The 17,795-nt window shown below is 59.0% G+C and carries 18 protein-coding genes and 1 riboswitch; of the genes, 14 read left to right on the top strand and 4 right to left on the bottom strand.

Annotated elements, in window-relative coordinates; translation table 11 throughout:
* The 9 genes from BGIM_RS65810 to BGIM_RS0114710 all read left to right on the top strand — a co-directional run.
* On the top strand, positions 1 to 242 hold a 242-nt coding region (locus BGIM_RS65810; RefSeq protein WP_193788980.1), incomplete at its 5' end, for a DUF4129 domain-containing protein.
* A gap of 380 nt (positions 243 to 622) precedes the next feature.
* Entirely contained in the window at positions 623 to 2,062 is a 1,440-nt protein-coding gene (locus tag BGIM_RS0114665) for an aldehyde dehydrogenase family protein (protein ID WP_020470515.1), read from the top strand.
* Positions 2,046 to 3,188 carry an iron-containing alcohol dehydrogenase gene (locus BGIM_RS0114670; protein WP_020470516.1) on the top strand — a complete coding sequence of 381 codons (1,143 nt, stop codon included), beginning with the start codon at positions 2,046 to 2,048 and terminating at the stop codon, positions 3,186 to 3,188. The genes BGIM_RS0114665 and BGIM_RS0114670 overlap by 17 nt, the downstream gene beginning before the upstream one ends.
* A gap of 21 nt (positions 3,189 to 3,209) precedes the next feature.
* The gene (locus tag BGIM_RS0114675) at positions 3,210 to 3,668 is read left to right on the top strand and encodes a hypothetical protein (protein WP_020470517.1); all 459 of its coding nucleotides are present in this window, start codon (positions 3,210 to 3,212) and stop codon (positions 3,666 to 3,668) included.
* 148 nt (positions 3,669 to 3,816) lie between these two features.
* A complete protein-coding gene (locus BGIM_RS0114680) occupies positions 3,817 to 4,599 on the top strand; it encodes an RNA ligase family protein (protein ID WP_020470518.1) in 783 nt (260 codons plus the stop codon).
* A gap of 216 nt (positions 4,600 to 4,815) precedes the next feature.
* Positions 4,816 to 5,916 (top strand): AAA family ATPase, encoded by a 1,101-nt coding sequence (locus tag BGIM_RS0114685; protein WP_238537631.1) that lies wholly within the window; start codon positions 4,816 to 4,818, stop codon positions 5,914 to 5,916.
* Between the two features lie 398 nt (positions 5,917 to 6,314).
* Positions 6,315 to 7,196, top strand: a complete 882-nt coding sequence (locus BGIM_RS0114690) for a hypothetical protein (RefSeq protein ID WP_157368993.1) — start codon at positions 6,315 to 6,317, stop codon at positions 7,194 to 7,196.
* A 729-nt stretch (positions 7,197 to 7,925) separates the two neighbouring features.
* Complete coding sequence (locus tag BGIM_RS68305; RefSeq protein ID WP_020470523.1) at positions 7,926 to 8,240, top strand: zinc-ribbon domain-containing protein; 315 nt, start codon at positions 7,926 to 7,928, stop codon at positions 8,238 to 8,240.
* Positions 8,241 to 8,503: 263 nt separating this feature from the next.
* On the top strand, positions 8,504 to 9,898 hold the full coding sequence (locus BGIM_RS0114710; protein WP_020470524.1) for a BBP7 family outer membrane beta-barrel protein: 1,395 nt from the start codon (positions 8,504 to 8,506) through the stop codon (positions 9,896 to 9,898).
* 311 nt (positions 9,899 to 10,209) lie between these two features.
* On the opposite strand, the gene BGIM_RS62890 is transcribed toward BGIM_RS0114710, so the two are convergent.
* On the bottom strand, positions 10,210 to 10,440 hold the full coding sequence (locus BGIM_RS62890) for a hypothetical protein (protein ID WP_157368995.1): 231 nt from the start codon (positions 10,438 to 10,440) through the stop codon (positions 10,210 to 10,212).
* A 230-nt stretch (positions 10,441 to 10,670) separates the two neighbouring features.
* Here BGIM_RS62890 and BGIM_RS0114720 point away from each other — a divergent pair, with 230 nt between their 5' ends.
* Together BGIM_RS0114720 and BGIM_RS0114725 are read left to right on the top strand one after the other, a co-directional pair.
* The gene (locus tag BGIM_RS0114720) at positions 10,671 to 11,888 is read left to right on the top strand and encodes a lactate racemase domain-containing protein (RefSeq protein WP_020470525.1); all 1,218 of its coding nucleotides are present in this window, start codon (positions 10,671 to 10,673) and stop codon (positions 11,886 to 11,888) included.
* Complete coding sequence (locus BGIM_RS0114725) at positions 11,885 to 12,895, top strand: YgfZ/GcvT domain-containing protein (protein ID WP_020470526.1); 1,011 nt, start codon at positions 11,885 to 11,887, stop codon at positions 12,893 to 12,895. Before BGIM_RS0114720 ends, BGIM_RS0114725 begins: the two co-directional genes overlap by 4 nt.
* Before the next feature lie 179 nt (positions 12,896 to 13,074).
* Here BGIM_RS0114725 and crcB read toward each other — a convergent pair whose 3' ends face one another.
* Positions 13,075 to 13,506, bottom strand: a complete 432-nt coding sequence (gene crcB / locus BGIM_RS0114730; RefSeq protein ID WP_029630057.1) for a fluoride efflux transporter CrcB — start codon at positions 13,504 to 13,506, stop codon at positions 13,075 to 13,077.
* A 43-nt stretch (positions 13,507 to 13,549) separates the two neighbouring features.
* A riboswitch (Fluoride riboswitch) is annotated at positions 13,550 to 13,613 on the bottom strand.
* Positions 13,614 to 13,883: 270 nt separating this feature from the next.
* Between crcB and BGIM_RS0114740 the strand changes: the two genes are divergently transcribed.
* Both BGIM_RS0114740 and BGIM_RS0114745 read left to right on the top strand, forming a co-directional pair.
* Positions 13,884 to 15,266: a DUF6513 domain-containing protein gene (locus tag BGIM_RS0114740; protein ID WP_020470529.1), complete on the top strand. Its 1,383-nt coding sequence runs from the start codon at positions 13,884 to 13,886 to the stop codon at positions 15,264 to 15,266.
* A 62-nt stretch (positions 15,267 to 15,328) separates the two neighbouring features.
* Positions 15,329 to 15,898 (top strand): hypothetical protein, encoded by a 570-nt coding sequence (locus BGIM_RS0114745; RefSeq protein WP_157368997.1) that lies wholly within the window; start codon positions 15,329 to 15,331, stop codon positions 15,896 to 15,898.
* A 43-nt stretch (positions 15,899 to 15,941) separates the two neighbouring features.
* Here BGIM_RS0114745 and BGIM_RS0114750 read toward each other — a convergent pair whose 3' ends face one another.
* Complete coding sequence (locus BGIM_RS0114750) at positions 15,942 to 16,370, bottom strand: PIN-like domain-containing protein (protein WP_020470531.1); 429 nt, start codon at positions 16,368 to 16,370, stop codon at positions 15,942 to 15,944.
* Entirely contained in the window at positions 16,367 to 17,026 is a 660-nt protein-coding gene (locus tag BGIM_RS0114755; protein WP_020470532.1) for a hypothetical protein, read from the bottom strand. Before BGIM_RS0114755 ends, BGIM_RS0114750 begins: the two co-directional genes overlap by 4 nt.
* 161 nt (positions 17,027 to 17,187) lie before the next feature.
* Between BGIM_RS0114755 and BGIM_RS0114760 the strand changes: the two genes are divergently transcribed.
* A complete protein-coding gene (locus BGIM_RS0114760) occupies positions 17,188 to 17,754 on the top strand; it encodes a hypothetical protein (protein ID WP_020470533.1) in 567 nt (188 codons plus the stop codon).
* Positions 17,755 to 17,795 lie beyond the last annotated feature (41 nt).

Below are 17,795 nucleotides of genomic sequence, written 5' to 3' on the forward strand. Positions count from 1 at the left end.
ATTTGCTGGCCATCCATCAGATGGAGCGAAACCCCTCCGAAACCCCGATGGAATTCGCCCTGACCGTCTCCGACCGGCTTCAACGGAACTCCGCAACCGCGTCCGCCGCCGATGTGCCGGTCGTGTTGGTGGAGGCTTATTATGAAGAACGCTTTGGCTTCCAAAAGCGGACCGGCCCCGAGTTGCAAACCCTTCTGGCCACGCTTCATCGATTGGAACTCGCTTTGAAACCGACGGGGTGAGGATTGAGAGGCGAAAGACACCAACCACAAAGACGCAAAGATCACACAAAGTTTCACAGGGAAAGCCCCTGAACAATGTGAAAACAGAAGGACATCAAGCAAAAAAAGAAAACAATTCTTTTTGGTTTTACTCGACAGGTTTGCTCTTTACTTTGCTTCTGATCTGCTTTGTTCTTTGTGAAACTTTGTGTGATCTTTGCGTCTTTGTGGTTGGTGTCTTTCGTGTCTCCATCCGCCGTTCACGGGGCTGATTCCGCATTCCGAATGCGTCCGCTTGCCCGAGCGTCTAAAATCCCGGTGTGCCCTCCGGCCGCCCGCCGACTATACATAAACCGTGTCGCCTGCGTTTACGCCGAACCGTAACTTACCTCATCGAAATCATGCTGCACATTCCCGCGTTGCGTCTGGGCAAGCCTTACGTCAGTTTTGAGAAGACCACACTGGTCCACCATGCGACGGGGGAACCGATTGCCGAGGTGAGCCAGTTGAGCAGCATCGCCATCAACCGCGATCTCTCGACGATGGCCCGCGCCAAAAAGGAACTGGCGAAGATTCCCATCCGGGATTTGATCGCCATGTACGCCAAGGCGGCCGACTACTTCGCCAACGACACGCTGCCGATCGGCGACCAACAACAAACGTATGATGATTACATCCGCTGTTTGTCGTCCACGACCGGTTCGCCGATGGTGTTTTGCCGTCGCAACGCGGCCAAAGTGGAATACGTGTTGCGGAATGTCGAAGAGGTTCTCGGCGGGCTGACTCGCGGGCTGGACCTCTCGATTATTGACAACGGTTTCGGGATGCAAGGGGGCCGGATGGCCGCTTTCTACCCGACGACCGACTCCTTCGGGGCCATCCTGCCGAGCAATTCCCCAGGCGTGCATTCGCTGTGGGTTCCCGCCATCGCCCTCAAAACGCCGCTGGTGTTGAAGCCGGGCCGGGAAGAACCGTGGACGCCGCACCGGGTGTTGCAAGCCTTCCTCAAGGCCGGGGTGCCCGCCAGCGCCATCAACTTCCTGCCGACCGATCACGCCGGAGCCGGCGACATTCTCCGGGCCACGGGCCGCTCGATGCTCTTCGGGGACGCCCGGACGACGGACAGTTACAAGAACGATCACCGCGTCGAATTGCACGGGCCGGGCTACAGCAAAATCCTCATTGGCGAGGACATGGCCGACAATTACGCGGACTACATCGACGAAATGGTCGAATGCGTCTCCGCGAACGGCGGGCGTTCCTGCATCAACATCTCCGCGATCTGGACCCCCCGGCACGGCAAGGCGATTGCCGAGGCCGTCGCCGCCCGGTTGGCGAAGGTCGAGGCTCGTGCGTGGGACGACCCCAAGGCGGAAATCGCCGCCTTCGGCAATCCGGACGTGGGCGTGGCCCTTTCCGGCATGGTGGACGAAGGGTTGAAAACGCCGGGCGCCGAGGACGTGACCGAGCGGATTCGCGGCACGCCCCGGCTGGTGCGGGAAGGGCGTTGCGCCTGGGTGCTGCCGACGATTGTTCACACGCAAAGCGTCGATCACCCGCTGACGAACAAAGAGTTTCTTTTCCCCTACGCCAGCGTGGTGGAATGTCCGCAGGCCGATATGCTAAAACGAGTCGGGTACTCCCTCGCGGTCATGGCCCTGACCGAGGACCCGGTCTTCATTCGTAGTCTTTTGGATTGCCCGTTGATCGAGCGGCTGAACATCGGCCCCGCTCCGACAACACGGCTGACTTGGGATCAACCGCATGAAGGGAACCTCTTCACACATCTTTACCGCCAGCGGGCATTCCAACAGGCCGGCCGTCGTGCCTCCTCCGTTTGATTTTCAACCACTGAACCGGGCCGTCTTCGGCCCCGGAACCATCACTCGCCTTGGGGAACTGACCCGCGAGCATGGCGGCCGCCGGATCATGCTTGTCACCGATCCGGGGCTGGCAAAAGCCGGTCATCCGCAGCGGGCCGAGCAACTGCTCCGGGAAGCCGGGCTGGAAGTCTTCCTGTTCGACGCGGTGAAGGAAAATCCGACCACGAAGGACGTGGCCGTCGGCGTGGAGTTCGCCCGCAAACACCAGGTCGATTTTCTCGTCGCCATCGGCGGCGGCAGTTCGATGGACTGCGCCAAAGGTGTGAATTTCATTTACACCAACGGCGGCCGGATGGCCGACTACAAAGGGCACGGCAAGGCCACCAAGCCGATGCTCCCCTCCATCGGCGTCCCCACGACCTCCGGGACGGGGAGCGAAGCCCAGAGCTTCGCCCTCATCACCGATGAATCCTCGCACATGAAGATGGCCTGCGGGGACAAGAAAGCCGCCTTCCGGGTGGCCATCCTCGACCCGGAATTGACGCTTTCCCAGCCAAGGGGCGTGACGGCCGTCACCGGCATCGACGCCATCGCCCACGCGGTGGAATCGTATGTCTGCACCCGGCGGAACCCGATTTCGCAACTTTATTCGCTGGCGGCCTGGCAATACCTCGAACCCAACCTGGAGACGGTCCTCCGGGAGCCGCACAACCTCACCGCCCGCGGGGCGATGCAGGTGGGGGCGCACTTCGCCGGGGTGGCCATCGAGAACGCCATGCTGGGCATCGCCCATTCCTGCGCCAACCCGCTGACCGCCCATTACGGCGTCATCCACGGCACGGCCATCGGCATGTTGCTGCCGCATGTGGTTCGCTTCAACGCGATGGCCGTGGATCACCTGTACCAAGAACTGCCGCCGGTCGGGGTGACGCTCAACGGCGAGCCTGTTTCCGAGATGGTGGCCCGGCGGATTCAAGAACTGGTGCAACTGGCCGGCCTCCCCACCCGGCTGCGGGACGTGGGGGTGAGCGACACGATTTTGCCGCTGCTGGCCCTTGAAGCCAACGAGCAATGGACGGCCCGGTTCAATCCCCGCACCGTCGGCGAACCGGAATTACAGGGCGTTTACGAAAAGGCGTGGTGAGAACCAGTCACCGCACAATCCATGCGATTTTTCCTCGTTCCCGCGTTTTTCATCACTCTGGTCGGTCTGGCGAGCATTCTGGCTTTCCAGAGCATGAACAAGCAAGAAATCCTCGACCAAACCCGCTTTGACAACGCCATTCGCCCGGCCAATCTGGGCAACCTCGCGTTCTATGCGTCGCCGCTGATCGCCAATTTCCTGCTGGGCATTGTCTGGAGAAACCGCCATCCGTTCGCGGGCTTCATGATGTCGGTCATCCTCGCATTCATCACCGCCTGGGGGAATCTGGCCGACTGGCTGATCTTCAAAGACCGCCTCCCGCAACCAGACCAGACCGCTTATGTGGCCGGTTTCTACGCCGCATGTGTGGCGTGGGGCGTCGAATTCATTTATTGGGCGGCGGCGATGTTGATGAGGCGCCCGAATGGAGGGGTGCGGGAGATCAAGCCGGGAACATCAGCCGAAACATCAATCACTTGAATCTCGGATCATTTCCATTGGTGTGAGCCGCGAATACTCCATGTCGCGGCATTTTTCACCGTCACCACTTGATCGTTCTCCTTGAACCTTCTTCGCCGATCCGTGTCTTCCCCGGTTGATTCGTCGCCGTTGCGGGGGAGGCTTTTCCATGAAACCGATTCGCAAGTATCCCCGGACCCGGCATCTTGTTGGTTCGCGGCTTCAAGCCGGGGACGAGGATTTGGAAGCCGTGGCCATGTCCGAACTGGCGGGGCGGCATGTCGTCATTGAGGAGAAGATGGACGGAGCCAACTCCGGTCTTTCCTTTGACGACACCGGGCGGGTATGGCTGCAAAGCCGGGGACATTATCTCACCGGCGGGCCGAGGGAACGGCAGTTCAACCTCTTCAAGCAATGGGCGGCCGTCCGGAGCGAGCCGCTTTTTGAACGGCTCGGCACAAGACACATCGCCTACGGCGAATGGCTCTACGCCAAGCATACCGTCTGGTACGATGCCCTGCCCCATTACTGGATGGAGTTCGACATCCTCGACACCGAGACGGGCGAATTTCTCGACACTCCCCGGCGGGCCGAGTTGCTGGATGGCTTGGCCGTCGTCCCCGTGCGGGTTCTTTACTCCGGCGAATTTCCAGGGGAAGAGGCCCTGATCGAGATGGTCGCCGAATCCGCGTTTCGCACCGCCCACGCCCGCGAACGCCTCATCGAAGATGTACAAGCGGCCGGGTGGGATGTCGAAACCGCCCTCCGGCAAACCGACCCGACGGATCTGATGGAAGGCTTGTACATCAAGATCGAAGAAGACGGCATCGTGCGGGACCGCTTCAAATGGGTCCGACGAGACTTCATCCAAAAGCTGACGGAAGAAGGCCACTGGCAGGATCGCCCGTTGATCCCCAACCGGCTGGCCGATGATGTGGATTTGTTCGGGTGAAAAAGGCAACCTCACTCCCGGCCCCTCTCCTAAAAGAGAGGGGAGCAAGAGGGCGGAAATCTCTGTCAAAGGTTTCCAGTCTTCGCTAGCCGGTTTGGTTCCCCCTCTCTTTCAGGAGAGGGGGTTAGGGGGTGAGGTTGCCTTTTAAGGAGATCAGTCGTGGACGGCGTGTGGAAATGCCCCGGATGCCCGGCAGGGCCGGACTGGAAGTTTGACATGGCCGCTCTGGTTGCGGAGTTGCCGTGGCTTGAGCCGCTGGCCGAGTGCCCGCAGGACAGCATCTTCCATGCGGAGGGGGATGTGCTGACGCACCTGGGCATGGTCCTTGGGGAACTCGCCCAATTGCCCGCGTTCCGGGAATTGCCGGAGCAAGATCGGCACATCGTGTTCGCCGGGACGATCCTGCACGACATCGCCAAGCCGGAATGCACCTTCATCGAAGATGGCCGGGTGCGGTCACCGGGACATTCAGTAAAGGGGGTTCACAAGGCCCGGCGGTTGCTGGTTGATGATCCGGCTTTCCATTCGCCGTCGTTTGCGATCCGGGAACAGATCCTGGCCCAAGTGCGTTATCATGGTCTCCCGGCCAATTTCCTCAATCATCCCCGGCCGGAACGCAAAGTCATTCAAGGCGGGATGACCGCCCGGCTCGACCTGCTGGCCATCCTTGCGGAAGCCGATCACCGGGGCCGGATTTGTCTGACCCCCAACGACGACACGATGACCCGCATCGGCCTCTTCCCCGATTTTTGCCGGGAGACCGGATGTTGGGATGGCCCGTATCCGTTTGCGAACGATCACAGCCGGTTCATGTATTTCCGCAACGAGAACAACTCGCCGATGGCCGAGTTGTACGACGACACCGCCGGCGAAGTAACCCTGCTGGCCGGCCTACCGGGCAGCGGCAAAAGCACATGGCTGACAACCACCGGCAAAGGCTTGGATGCCATTTCGTTGGACGAGATCCGCGAAGAACTGGATGTTGATCCACGGGACGACCAAAGCGCGGTGATCGCGAAGGCTTACGATCTTGCCCGGCAACACCTCCGCAAGAAACAACCATTCGTGTGGAACGCGACCAACATCACCCGGCGAATGCGGAACCGGTTGATTGATCTGTGTGCCGACTATAAGGCGCGCACGCGAATCATCTATGTCGAGCCCCCCATCCCGGTGATCCGGCGGCAGAATCGCGAACGGGAAAAAACCGTCCCCGTGGGAGTATGGGAACGGTTGTTCGACAAGCTGGAAGTGCCAACGCTCGCGGAGGCGCATCAGGTGGAATATGTGTTGGATGATCCGACGGATGGCCGCTGAGGCTGAAATCCTTTCAGAAGTTTGTCGAGAGTTCCACAACAAAATCCGGTGATCCAACGGCAAGCCCGTGGGTAGCGGGACGAAAAGTGCTCACGATTGACCTCAAAAGCGGGCAAACAACAAATCAAAACATTCCAATGCCTGATAAAGTCTGCCGTCGTTGAAGTCGATACAAGCCACAGGACCAGCGATTATCAGTCGCTTTCATCACTCGCAAGTTATTCTGACAAATTACTGTAGAATCATGAGGGCACAGGCTTATGTCGCTTGCCACACGAATTTTCACCGTTTTGATGGCGATTGTCTCTTCGTTTGGGAGCGGTTGCCTGAGTCGACAAGTTGCCCAAGACGGGAATAACTTGCGGCAAGCGGTTGATGAAATGTACACCGAGCAGATCATGGAAAATTTGATCCGTGCTCATGACAAATTACCGTTCGTCCAAGTCGCCTACGCCGACATCACCGTGCAAGACAATGATCAACTCGGGGCTACTCTTGGCGGCAGCCAATCACTGACCGAGCAATTGTTTGATCCAATCCAGAGAACATATGCCACCATGTTCTCGCCGGGAGGAAGTGCCACACGATCACGGACCATGAGCTTTGTCGCCAATCCGGTGACTGACCAGAATGACGTCTATGAGGCCTACATTAAATTCGCCTGTGATCCGACTCTCTTTATGGTTTCGGATGACGATCCGGGATGCGCCGCTCATATTGTTCGCAAGCAATGTAAAAAATATTATTGGGTGCCCAAGGAGGCATCGCAAGAATTTTTTAACCTAGCCATGACAACAACCTTTCTTCGAGGGCCGGAGGCAGCTCCGCCTGGCGCTTACGAAGGAACAATCCTGTCCGTCACCTCGGTTGTGAAAACGAATCTCAAAGATGGCATGCCAATCATTCCGACATTACCGGGGGACCTGACAACCGCCCAACTCAACTTGTCCATGCCCGTGCCAAGTGGTGATGCGACAATGGTGGCGAAGCTTACGGATGGCAGGACAATTCGCGTCTTTCTCAAACGGATCCCCACCCGGATTGATGAAGACGGGAAGAAAGTCAATGTGCCTGACGGGGAACCGACAACTGCCTTCAGCACTCGCCCGTGGAGTCCGGCGGCGACGGGTTACACCGAACTTGATTTGGTCGGGGCCAAGGTTCGGCTCTACTCAAACGATTTTCCACCTGACGCTCCGGTGCCCGCGCCAAAAACGCTTCACCGCATCAAGGCCGACTTGAACTATCTGCGTAACCTGCCGAATCCGATCCGTCGATAACTTTTTCAGGAGATCATGAAAATGGCCAAGAGAAGACAGGCGGCCGGTGATTCATCCATCACATGCGCCGGCTATAGACTCACTGTCATCAACAATTCGGACAGCGGGACAGATTTTGACATTTTGGTGAATGGTGATGACGGAAAGGAGTATAACCTCCAAGTGTCGATTTTGTCTGATCGGACCGCGCTCGTTCAGATGTTGTTCAATCGAGTCGGCATCCTTTGGCCGGCATTTGATTTTGAGTTTCGCGCGGACTCGGCGAACCAAATCACCCAGATTCTCTAACCAAATTATCCTTGCAAGGATGTCTTGATGGAATTGACCTGTTACCGGATACTTGATTTCAAAACATCGGGAGCCGGTTTGACAATCACAATTCCAACGTGGAACAAGACACTTCTCGTTATTCTTGGAATTGCCCGGTCAAAATCCTTTGACCGGCAACGGCTTTGAAGCCGGCATGAAGACAGATTACACTGTTCGGCTCGCCGGCCCCCTAAAATACCCCGCATCCTCCGGGCATTTCATCATGCCCGTTACCCTGCCGTCTCATCTTCGCCGATTGCCGGATGCGAAACCCGCGGCCGGTTTGTTGTCGGAATCATCGTCCGTTGAAACCCTGTCAATCCGGGCACGGATGAGCCGAGCGGGGTATCTTTATCAACCATCCGACATCCTCGCGGATTTTTTGTCCTTGCGGGCTGCGGGCAGGGAAGGTTCTTATTCATGACACTGATTAAATGCCCGGAATGCGGACACAAAGTACCGGAACATGCGATCTCGTGCCCGAAGTGCGGTTGTCTCCTTGCCCGAGAACGACGGGGCGACGACGAACCCCCCGAAGCCAAAGATCCCGGCTTGAGGGGCCTTTCCCTGTTCCTGTGGTTCTTGCTTTTTCTGGCCATTCCTTTTGCCGCAGTGATCCTCAGTTCATCGCTCTACTATGCTTGGCGCGAGAAGTACCCCAAATGTGCGGGACAGATTAATATGTTGGGCTTTGTTGTCTTTGGCATCCACTGTGTCGCGGCCTTCGCTTTGTGATCCGCCGATGAAGGCCGGCTTCGTCTAACCGGCGCCCATCACCCTGTCGCCAATTCTGTATTTTCCAATCATTTGTATTCCGCCGGTTGCGCAGGCGACGCCGCGTGAGGGTTCGATGGCATGTGGCGGTTAAAAGGATAGCGGCGGCGGGTAGTTACCCGCCGGATTCCTTCGGCCGTCAATGTCCCGTCGGCTTCACACGATAGATTCACAACCCTCCCGCTCACGGGGATTTCGCAACAAATGGAAACAAGGAAGCTTCCATGTTCAAACGGTCCTTCGCATCCGCCTGTGTGATGCTGTCTCTGGCCAACGCCGGGAAAGCCCAGTCCGGGCCTTCATTGGGTGATTCGCCGCCTTCGGAATCCGCTCCGGCCCGGTCGGTTCAGCCCGTCTCTTCGACGGTTGATTCCCCGGCTCCCGAGACAGTTCCGGCCAAGACTCCCGAGGTTGTTTCGACCAAGGTCGGGGCTTGCGAGGAACCGGCGGCGGATTGGTCCGCATTGGGGGCGGGCGGAGGGGCTTGCGACTTCGATCAAATCTGGGTCGGCGCGGATTACCTGCACTGGTGGATGAAGGGCCAGCAGACCAATGTTCCGGTGGTGGCGACCGCGAACGGGGTCGGAACGTTTAACGACGACTTCGTGCCCTCCTCCTCGGTGCGGACGATTCCGGGTTCGGGATCGTCGGGCATTACCGGGGTGTCCGGCCTCCGGTTGACGGCAGGCGCCTGGCTGGACCGTGACCGGACCTTCGGCGTGGAAGTCTCCGCCTTTCTGTTCGACACCGCCACGCGGTCGCAAAATTACTCCAGCAATTCGGCCGGCTCCCCCCTTCTGGGCATCCCGTTCATTGATGGCACGGGCGCCCGGCAGTTGGCCGTGATCGCCATTCCCACGGGTATCCCCGGAGGTCCGGTCACCGGGGGCGAAACCGGCTCCATTCACATGAGGTTCGCCAGCCAGTTGTGGGGCGCGGAGAGCAACGCCGTGGCCAGCCTCTTGCGCGAGGACAATTTTCGCCTGGAGGCTCTCGCGGGCTTCCGCTACCTCGATCTGCGGGACACTTTTGATCTGACCACGTCCTCGACGGGATTTGGCGCCGTTGGTCCGTTCTTCCCATCCAGCTTGGGATTCACGGCCACGGACCGGCTCACCACCACGGACAGTTTCACCGCTCGCAACCAGTTTTACGGCGGCCAGGCCGGTTTGCGCGGACAATATGTGTCCGGCGACTGGAGTTTGGCGCTGTCCGGGAAACTGGCGATGGGCGACATGCACCAACGTGTCGAGAGCAGCGGCTTCAGCAACTTCGACCGGGCGGTCCTGCCGGATTCCTCCCTGTCCCGCGGGTATTTCGCAGGGCCGACCAACAGCGGCGTCCGCTCCCAGGACAAGTTTTGCGTGATCCCCGATGTCGAGATCAAGGCGGGCTACAACGTCACCAGATGGATGCGAGCCACGGTGGGATATAATTACCTCTACGTCAGCTCGGTGGCTCGCGCCGCCAGCCAGCTCGACAATCGCCTCCCCGCCGCGCAGAGTTTCCGCGATATCACCTTCTCTCCGGGCGCCAACAGCGGCGTGCCTCGCGCCGACATCCAAACCACCTCGTTCTGGGCACATGGCATCAACGCGGGCCTGGAGTTTCGCTGGTGAGGTTTTCGAGTCCGTGCTTTCAGTGACCCCCTCGCTTTCACACCGATGATCCCCTGCGGCGCAAGTTTTGAAGTTGCGCCGCAGGGGATTGAGTTTTCAAGGATTGTCAAAAGCGGGTGGTTTGAGAGCGGAGTTTGGAATGGGATGGCGTGCGTGGGGTGCCCGTCGTAAACCTCACCCCCTAACCCCCTCTCCGGCGCGGAGAGGGGGAACCAAACCGGCCGGGGAAGACCGGAAGCCTTTGACAGAAATTTCCACCCTCTTGCTCCCCCTCTCTGTCAGGAGCTGAGGACCCGACACTTTTTCGGTGTCTAGGTGGGATAGAGGAAGAGCCGGTCCAGTCGGAGTTCATGATAGCGTGCCTGGGCGAGGGCGCCCCGGAGCATCATGAGGCCGAGTTGGAAGAAACTGAGTCGTCGCCGACGGTGGGGATCGAATCGTCGCCGCTCCCCGGCCCGTGTCAGGCGTGCGCCGAGCATGAAAACCGGGCAGCAGCCCGCTCCCGACACATCGCCGCCAATCCTGCAAAACGTCGAAGGCACTCATGAGATCCTCGCGGACAGACTTGTGGCAAAGCCGGTCTACAAACTCATGAGTGCCCCTTCGTTTCCTCTCCTCAAAAAAGTGTCGGGTCGTCAGCTGTCAGGAGAGGGGGGTGAGGTTGCCTTTCAAGAGAGCAGGTCATCTTTCGCCCGGTTGTTCCCCGTGCGTCTTCAAAAGATACAATCAATAAATTACCGGTTACAGCCGGAGAGGACGAGAGTTTCGCACGATGCACCTGGAATTGCCGATTGGATCGAATCATTGGAATGTCGAAGTCCGCGAGCCGGATTTCGTCACCCGCCCCGGCCCAACGGCCGCTCCCCTGAATGATGCGGAGGCGGCTGTTTATCGGGCGATGGATCACCCCATCAAGTTTGAGCCGCTGCGGCGCGCGATGACGCCGGACGACAAGATCGCCCTCGTCGTTGACGAACGGCTTCCCGATCTGGCGAAGTTGATTCAGGGGACGCTTAAATACCTGGCCTCGGCCGGGATTCCCCCGGAAGCGGTCACTGTCATTTCCCCGGCCGGGTCCGCCCAAGATTGGGTCGATCATCTGGGGGATGAATTCGCCGATCTGCAAGCGGAAATCCATCAACCGGACGACCGGAAAAAGCTCAGCTACCTCGCCACATCCGAAAACGGCCGGCGGTTATACATGAACCGCACGCTGGTGGATGCCGATCAGGTGATCGTCCTCTCGGCCCGCCGGGAACATCCGCTGTTGGGCATCACCGGGGCCGAGGGATTGGTGTATCCCGCCCTGTCCGACGATGACAATCAGAAAGCCAGCCGAGGGGCCGTCAGCGCCGCCGCCCTTCAAGGAGAATACGTCGGGGACAAGACCGCCACGGAAGTGATTTGGCTGCTCGGCTTGCCATTGTTTATTCATGTGTTCGAGGGGCCGGGCGAATGCCTGCTGGAAGTGTCGGCCGGCTTGCCAAATTCGATGGTGGAATGCGGCCAACGGGTGGAATCGCTCTGGCGAAGTGAAATCCCCGAACGGGCCGACACGGTGATCGCCACCCTGAGCGGCGACCCGCTGAAGCACACCTTCGAGGATCTGGCCCGCGCCGCGATGGCCGGGGCCAGAGTGGCAAAACCCGGCGGCCGGGTGGTGATTCTCAGCGATGCCGACCCGGAACTCGGGCCGGGTTTCCTCCTGTTGCGGGAAAGCGATCACTCTGTGGACGCCATCAAACGGCTGACCAAAGAAAAGCCCGCTGACATGCAGGCCGCCCTTGGCTGGGCGATGGCCGCGAGCCGGGCGAAGTTGTTTCTCGCCTCCGAAATCCGGCCGGATACCGTCAGCCAGGTTTTTGCCACGCCGTTGCCCGGCCCGAAGGAACTTCAAGCATTGCTCGATCAACCGGGCAAGATCGTTCACCTGCCGGACGCCCAGCTTAATTGGGTCACGATTCCCAAGACGGAAGAAAGCCAGTCATGACCAAGTTTGCCGCCGAATACGAAACCGCCCTCGCGGCCGCCGTGCTGTTTGATCGCTCCACGCAGGGCAAGATCGAACTGACCGGGAAGGATGCCCCGAGTTTCCTCCACAACCTGTCCACCAACGACATCAAAAATCTTCCCCTCGGCGGTGGTTGCGAAGCCTATTTCTGCTCGGCCACTGCCAAGGTGCTCGCCCACGCTTTCATCTATCATGTGCTGGTGAACGGCAAACATGCCTTCTGGCTGGACGTGACGGCCGGGTTCAACCGCAAGCTGTTCGAGCATCTCGACAAGCACCTGATTTCCGAGGCCGTCGAACTGATGGACCACACGGAAAACTTCGCCCAGTTCCATCTCGCCGGGCCAACCGCTGCCGCCGTGCTGGGGAAAGCCCTCGGCTCCCCGGTGCCGGACATTGGGGAATTCATGCACATGGAGCGCACGTTCCCCAATGGCGTGACTGCCCAAATCCGCCGTCACGACCCGCTTGGCCTGCCGGGCTTCGACATCGTGCTTCCATTGGAAAAGGCCGAAGAGATGAAGACGTTGCTTCTTCACTCGGGGGCCGCCGCCGCGAGCGACGAGGCTTACGAAATCCTCCGCGTGGAAGCCGGCACGCCGGTTTACGGCATCGACATCGGCGAAGACCGCTTCGTGATGGAAGTCCCCCGCCCTCTGCGGGCCGTCAGCTATGAGAAGGGTTGCTATCTCGGCCAAGAACCAATCGTGATGGCCCGCGACCGCGCCGGCTTCGTGAACCGCAGTTTCTTCGGCGTGAAAACCGACGGCGTCCACCCCCTCCCCGCCGGAACCAAGCTCTACCGCGACACGCAGGAAGTCGGCTTGGTCACCAGTTCGGTGATCTCCCCCCGATTGAAAGCCCCCGTGGCCATCGGCTATTTGCGCCGGGGCCATCAAGACACCGGCCTAAAACTCACCGCCGGAACCGGCGACGACGCGGTGGAGGCGGAGGTGTTGGGATACCCGCCAGTGGCCGGATTTTGAAGGCAAAGGCCGCCAACACTCCCTAATGCAAAATCAACGAGCAACTTGTGTGAGATCATCAAGAGCCCCACTGCGTCAGCGGTGGGGGTTGTTTTCCGAGTGTGACGGCCACCCCCACTGCTGACGCAGTGGGGCTCTTGAAATCATTTGCAAATGTTGCTGTTTGATTTTTGCATTAATCACGCCTCTTCTTCAATCTCCAATTGAGCAATCTGGGGCGTGTCGCCGTTCAGCCGCGTGGCCAACCAGTGGCCGATGGCGACAGCCCCCAGACAGAGGACGACGGAAAGAACCGCGTTCAGTATCGCCTTTACAGGAGAGCCGCCGCGCAGCAAATCGAGGGTTTGCAGGCTGAACGAGGAGAAGGTGGTGAAGCCGCCGCAAATCCCCACCATGACGAACAGGCGGGTGTTTTCCGAGACCGGGAACTTGCCGACAGCCAGCGTCAGGGTTCCGAAAAACCCGATGATGAAAGAACCGGCGACATTGATAATCAGGGTTCCGAACGGAAACTCTTTGCTGACGGGCAAGGCCCACGACGCCACGCCATATCGGGCCAATGTCCCGATTGCCCCGCCCAGCGCCACCAGCAAGCAAGTTGTGAAATTCACGGCAAGCTCCCCCATTGGCCGACGCCTTCGCGGCGACGACTTGTGAATGGTAGGAGTCATCAGCTTCAAAAAGCGGTTATCGGGGGAACCCCATCCCCATCATTGATGAGTTTAAGAACGGGGAAGCATTTATCAAGCGATCAGCGGATGGCTGAATCAGGGCACTGTTCATCCGAGAAACCACCTTTGCCCGCCCGGATTGTGAATAAAAAGACATCGTCGGCCATCTGGCCCGCCGTGAAAACGCCCAAACGAGGCTTTCTTTTTCTTTTAGTGTGTCCAATGTGTCCAATTTTGCCCGGCCTTTTTGCCATGAAATTTCGGCAAACATAAGAACTTTTCGATCAATGAATTTGATATTTTCTTCTCTCTAACTCATGCCGAAAATTCTGTTTGTCACCGGCAAACTTGCGGAAGCCTCTTTGCGGAAGGTGCTGGCTGATCTCGCCCCGGCGGTTGGTTTTGAGGCCGAAGTGGCGGTGATGCCAATCACGGTGGCGGCATTGCTGACGACCGATTGGGTCGGCCGCCGTCTGCATGTGGCCGACAACACCAACCGCGTGATTCTGCCGGGCTATTGCCGGGGAGAGTTGGGGAAGATATCTCTCCCCGCCGAGACGAGCATCGAACGGGGGCCGCGCGACCTGCGGGACTTGCCGGAGTTCTTTGGCAAACGCCGAAAACGCCCGGCCGACTACGGGAAACACAACATCGACATCCTTGCCGAAATCAACCACGCCCCGACACTCTCCCCGGAAAAGCTGCTCGCCATCGCCGCCGACTATCGTCGGGACGGGGCCGACCTCATTGACCTCGGCTGCGATCCCGGAACCACTTGGACGGACATCGGCCACGCCGTCGCCAAACTACGGGAAGCCGGTCATCGCGTCTCGGTGGACAGTTTCAACCCGGTGGAAGTGGAAGCCGCCCTCGCCGCCGGGGCCGAGTTGGTGTTGAGCGTGAACAGTTCCAACCGGGAACTGGCCATCGGCTGGCACGAACGCCACGGGTCCGAAGTGGTGGCCATCCCCGACCAGCCGACGGACACCGAATCTCTCGCGGAAACCGTGAGCTTCCTGAAATCGCACGGCCTGCCTCACCGCATCGACCCCATCCTCGAACCGATCGGCCACGGCTTCGCCGCCTCGCTAGGCCGCTATCTTGAGGCGAGAAAACGCTGGCCGGACACGGAAATCATGATGGGCGTCGGCAACCTGACGGAACTGACCGAAGTCGATTCGGCCGGGATCAACACCCTCCTCGCCGGCTTCTGTCAGGAGACCGGCATCCGCAGCATCCTGACGACGCAAGTGATTAATTGGTGCCGCACGGCTGTGCGCGAATTCGATTTGGCCCGCCGATTGATGCACCACGCCGTGACCGAAAAGACGCTCCCGAAACACGTGGACGCCGGCCTGACCATCCTGCGTGAAGCCAAGCTAACCGAGCAAGGCGAGGAAACCCTGACGCATTTGGCCAGCACGATCAAGGACCGCAACTACCGCCTCTTCGCCGAGCGGGGCGAACTGCACGTCATGAACGGCGACATCTACGTTCGCGGCGCCGACCCCTTCGAGTTGTTCGAGAAGATGCTGGCGGCCGACTCCAAGCTCGACCCCGCTCACTCCTTCTACCTCGGCTACGAACTCTGCAAGGCCGTGACCGCATTGACTCTCGGCAAGAACTACACGCAAGACCAAGAACTCAAATGGGGCTTTTTGACCGTCCCGGAGATCAGCCACCGAAACGCGGGGGTGTGATCTCGCATGCGTTTGCCGGCCCGCCGGGGTATGATGACGTCATCCAATTCTTGGGAGACACCATGCGCCACACCATGCTCGTTCTGTTGCTGGCGACCGTCAGCGTCGCCGCGCCGCCGCCAAAAGACAAGCCAGCCCCTTATTTCCCCACCGTCGTCGGGGACAAACTTGTTTACGAGAGGCTGACCGACGGCAAAGAGGAATATGGCGACGTCACAGATCGCGTGATGGACGTGGAAAAGAAAGACGGTGTCATCTATGTCACCATCCAACGCATTTATCCAGAAACGGAAGGATTTAGGAGAACGATCGCCGTGGCGGACTCCGGCCTGTTCCAAGTTGTTTCCCGCGAGAATTCGCTGACCAGTGCGTCGCCCATCCTGAAACTGCCGCCCAAGGAAGGAACGACTTGGGAATGGAAGACCGAAACCACCAAGATAACATTCACCGTTATCCGGGAAGAGGAGGTGACGGTTCCCGCAGGCAAATTCAAGGCGATCCGGGTGGAAATGGTGACAGAGCGGGACGACCCCTCAACGTTTTGGTTCGCCCCGGCGGTGGGGATGGTGAAAATGTCCGCCTTAAAAGGGTCGCACACGTTGGCGCTCAAGGAGTTCAAGGCGGGAAAGTGACCTCAATGTTTTTGTTATCAATCGTCCGTCTGATTCGCGCAGATCAAGCCACTTCATGAACCAATCGATACCCGGACACTCCTGCCACCGTCCGCAAAACGATTCGGTATCTTGATCCGGCGGGCTCCCCCGGCAGCGTTTCAATCAGCGGCCACAAATCGGCAATGACAATCCGCTTGGTCATCCCCGATTGATGATGCAGTTTCGGTCCGAGAATGATGTGCGTGATGGAGTGATTTCGGCAAAGATCGGGAAGTTTCTTTCCCTTGCCCGAGTGTTTGCCCGAATCGCCGGTGACCACAATCCAATTCCCGCCGGCCGCCTGGGGAATCCATTCGTTGTCGGGGATGCCTGCCCGAAAATAATCGCAGAGATGAACGAACTCGAATTGACTGCCAACCTCCCGTTCCAACGCGAGCATCAGTGGCTTGCCGACGCACTCGTCAAACAGGAAGCGAGGCGGAGCGTTCACGCAATCGCCCCGAGTCGTTGCGAGAAGAATTTGTAAGCCGCCAGCGCCTCGGCGGCGGGAATCCCGTATTCCCGCGCCGCTTCGTTGATGCCCCCCTCGGCCTTGATCGAATCCCAAATTGTCCGGGCGGAATATCCGCTCGGAAGCAAGGGTTCGCCGAACCGGACCTCCGGGGCCATCACGATCTTCACGCCATTGCTTTCGTGAATCATGAATTTGTTGGCCAGCCCGTCCGGCCCGAAACTCAGGTCGTGCATGTAGGCTTCAACAAACGTCAACATTCTCTGGCCGGATGCTTCGATGATCCCGTCATTCGGGAACTTGAGCAACAGATCATCCCCAAACAGATAGGTAAAGTGCTTTCGGGCGAACGGATATTCAACCCCCCGGCTCGCGGCCAGTTCGATGGCCTGCCGAAACTTGCGAGGATGGATCTTTCGCTGAAGCCGGATCTCCTTGATGGCCAGCGCCTGGATGAAATCGAGAAAGCTGACATACTTTTGTTTGCCATCGAATTGCGGGCGAAGGATGGCCTCGCTCTGGCCGTCCCCGAAGATCCAGCGATTCAAATGGCGCGTGCGGACACCAGCATACAACGCCGCTTCCGCGACGGTATACATTCCGTTGCCGATGAACTGGTCCGTTCCCGTGTTCACAGTGGGTCTCGCCCCAAGTTGTCTGTTGAAATTGTATCTGACCAACGACGTCATGTCGTGGCCGGGCGATCCGCTCTTGTTCTGTTCAATTTGCCGGAGCAGGTCGCATGTCTCCTCTCACTCGGGTATGATGATCCCCGCCCTTTCCCTCGGGAGCCATCATGCGCCTCACCATGTTTGTTCTGCTGCTGGCGACCACCGGTTATGCCGCGCCGGCGCCCAAAAACAACCCGGCGGTTTACTTTCCCACGGTCATGGGGGACACCCGCGTTTACGAGACGCAGGTTGACGGGAAGGCGACCAATGAATTCACGGATCGCGTGACGAAAGTGGAGAAGAAGGAGAGGGCTACGCTGGTCACCGTTGAACGCCACCACGAATCATCGGAACCGTTCGTGACCACCATTGCCGTGAGGGAAGACGGCCTGTTCCGGGTCGCCCTCGGACCGGAGACATTGGCCGAACCCGTGTTGCTGTTGAAACTGCCGGCCAAGGCCGGGGTGACGTGGGACGTGATGTCCGGTAACGGCAAGACTTCCCACACCATCGTCAAGGAAGAGGAAGTGACAGTTCCGGCGGGAAAGTTCAAGACGATCCGCGTGGAAATCGGGGCGGACAAAGACAGCCTCACCACGCTCTGGTTCGCCCCGACGGCGGGCTTGGTGAAGATGTCCTCCGGCAACGGAACGCGCGTGATGGTTCTCAAGCAATTCAAGGCCGGGAATTGACAGAGCATCCCGGCCAATCTTCGACATTAATCTTCGGTCAC

The organism is Zavarzinella formosa DSM 19928, from assembly GCF_000255705.1.
GTDB classification, from domain to species: Bacteria; Planctomycetota; Planctomycetia; order Gemmatales; family Gemmataceae; genus Zavarzinella; species Zavarzinella formosa.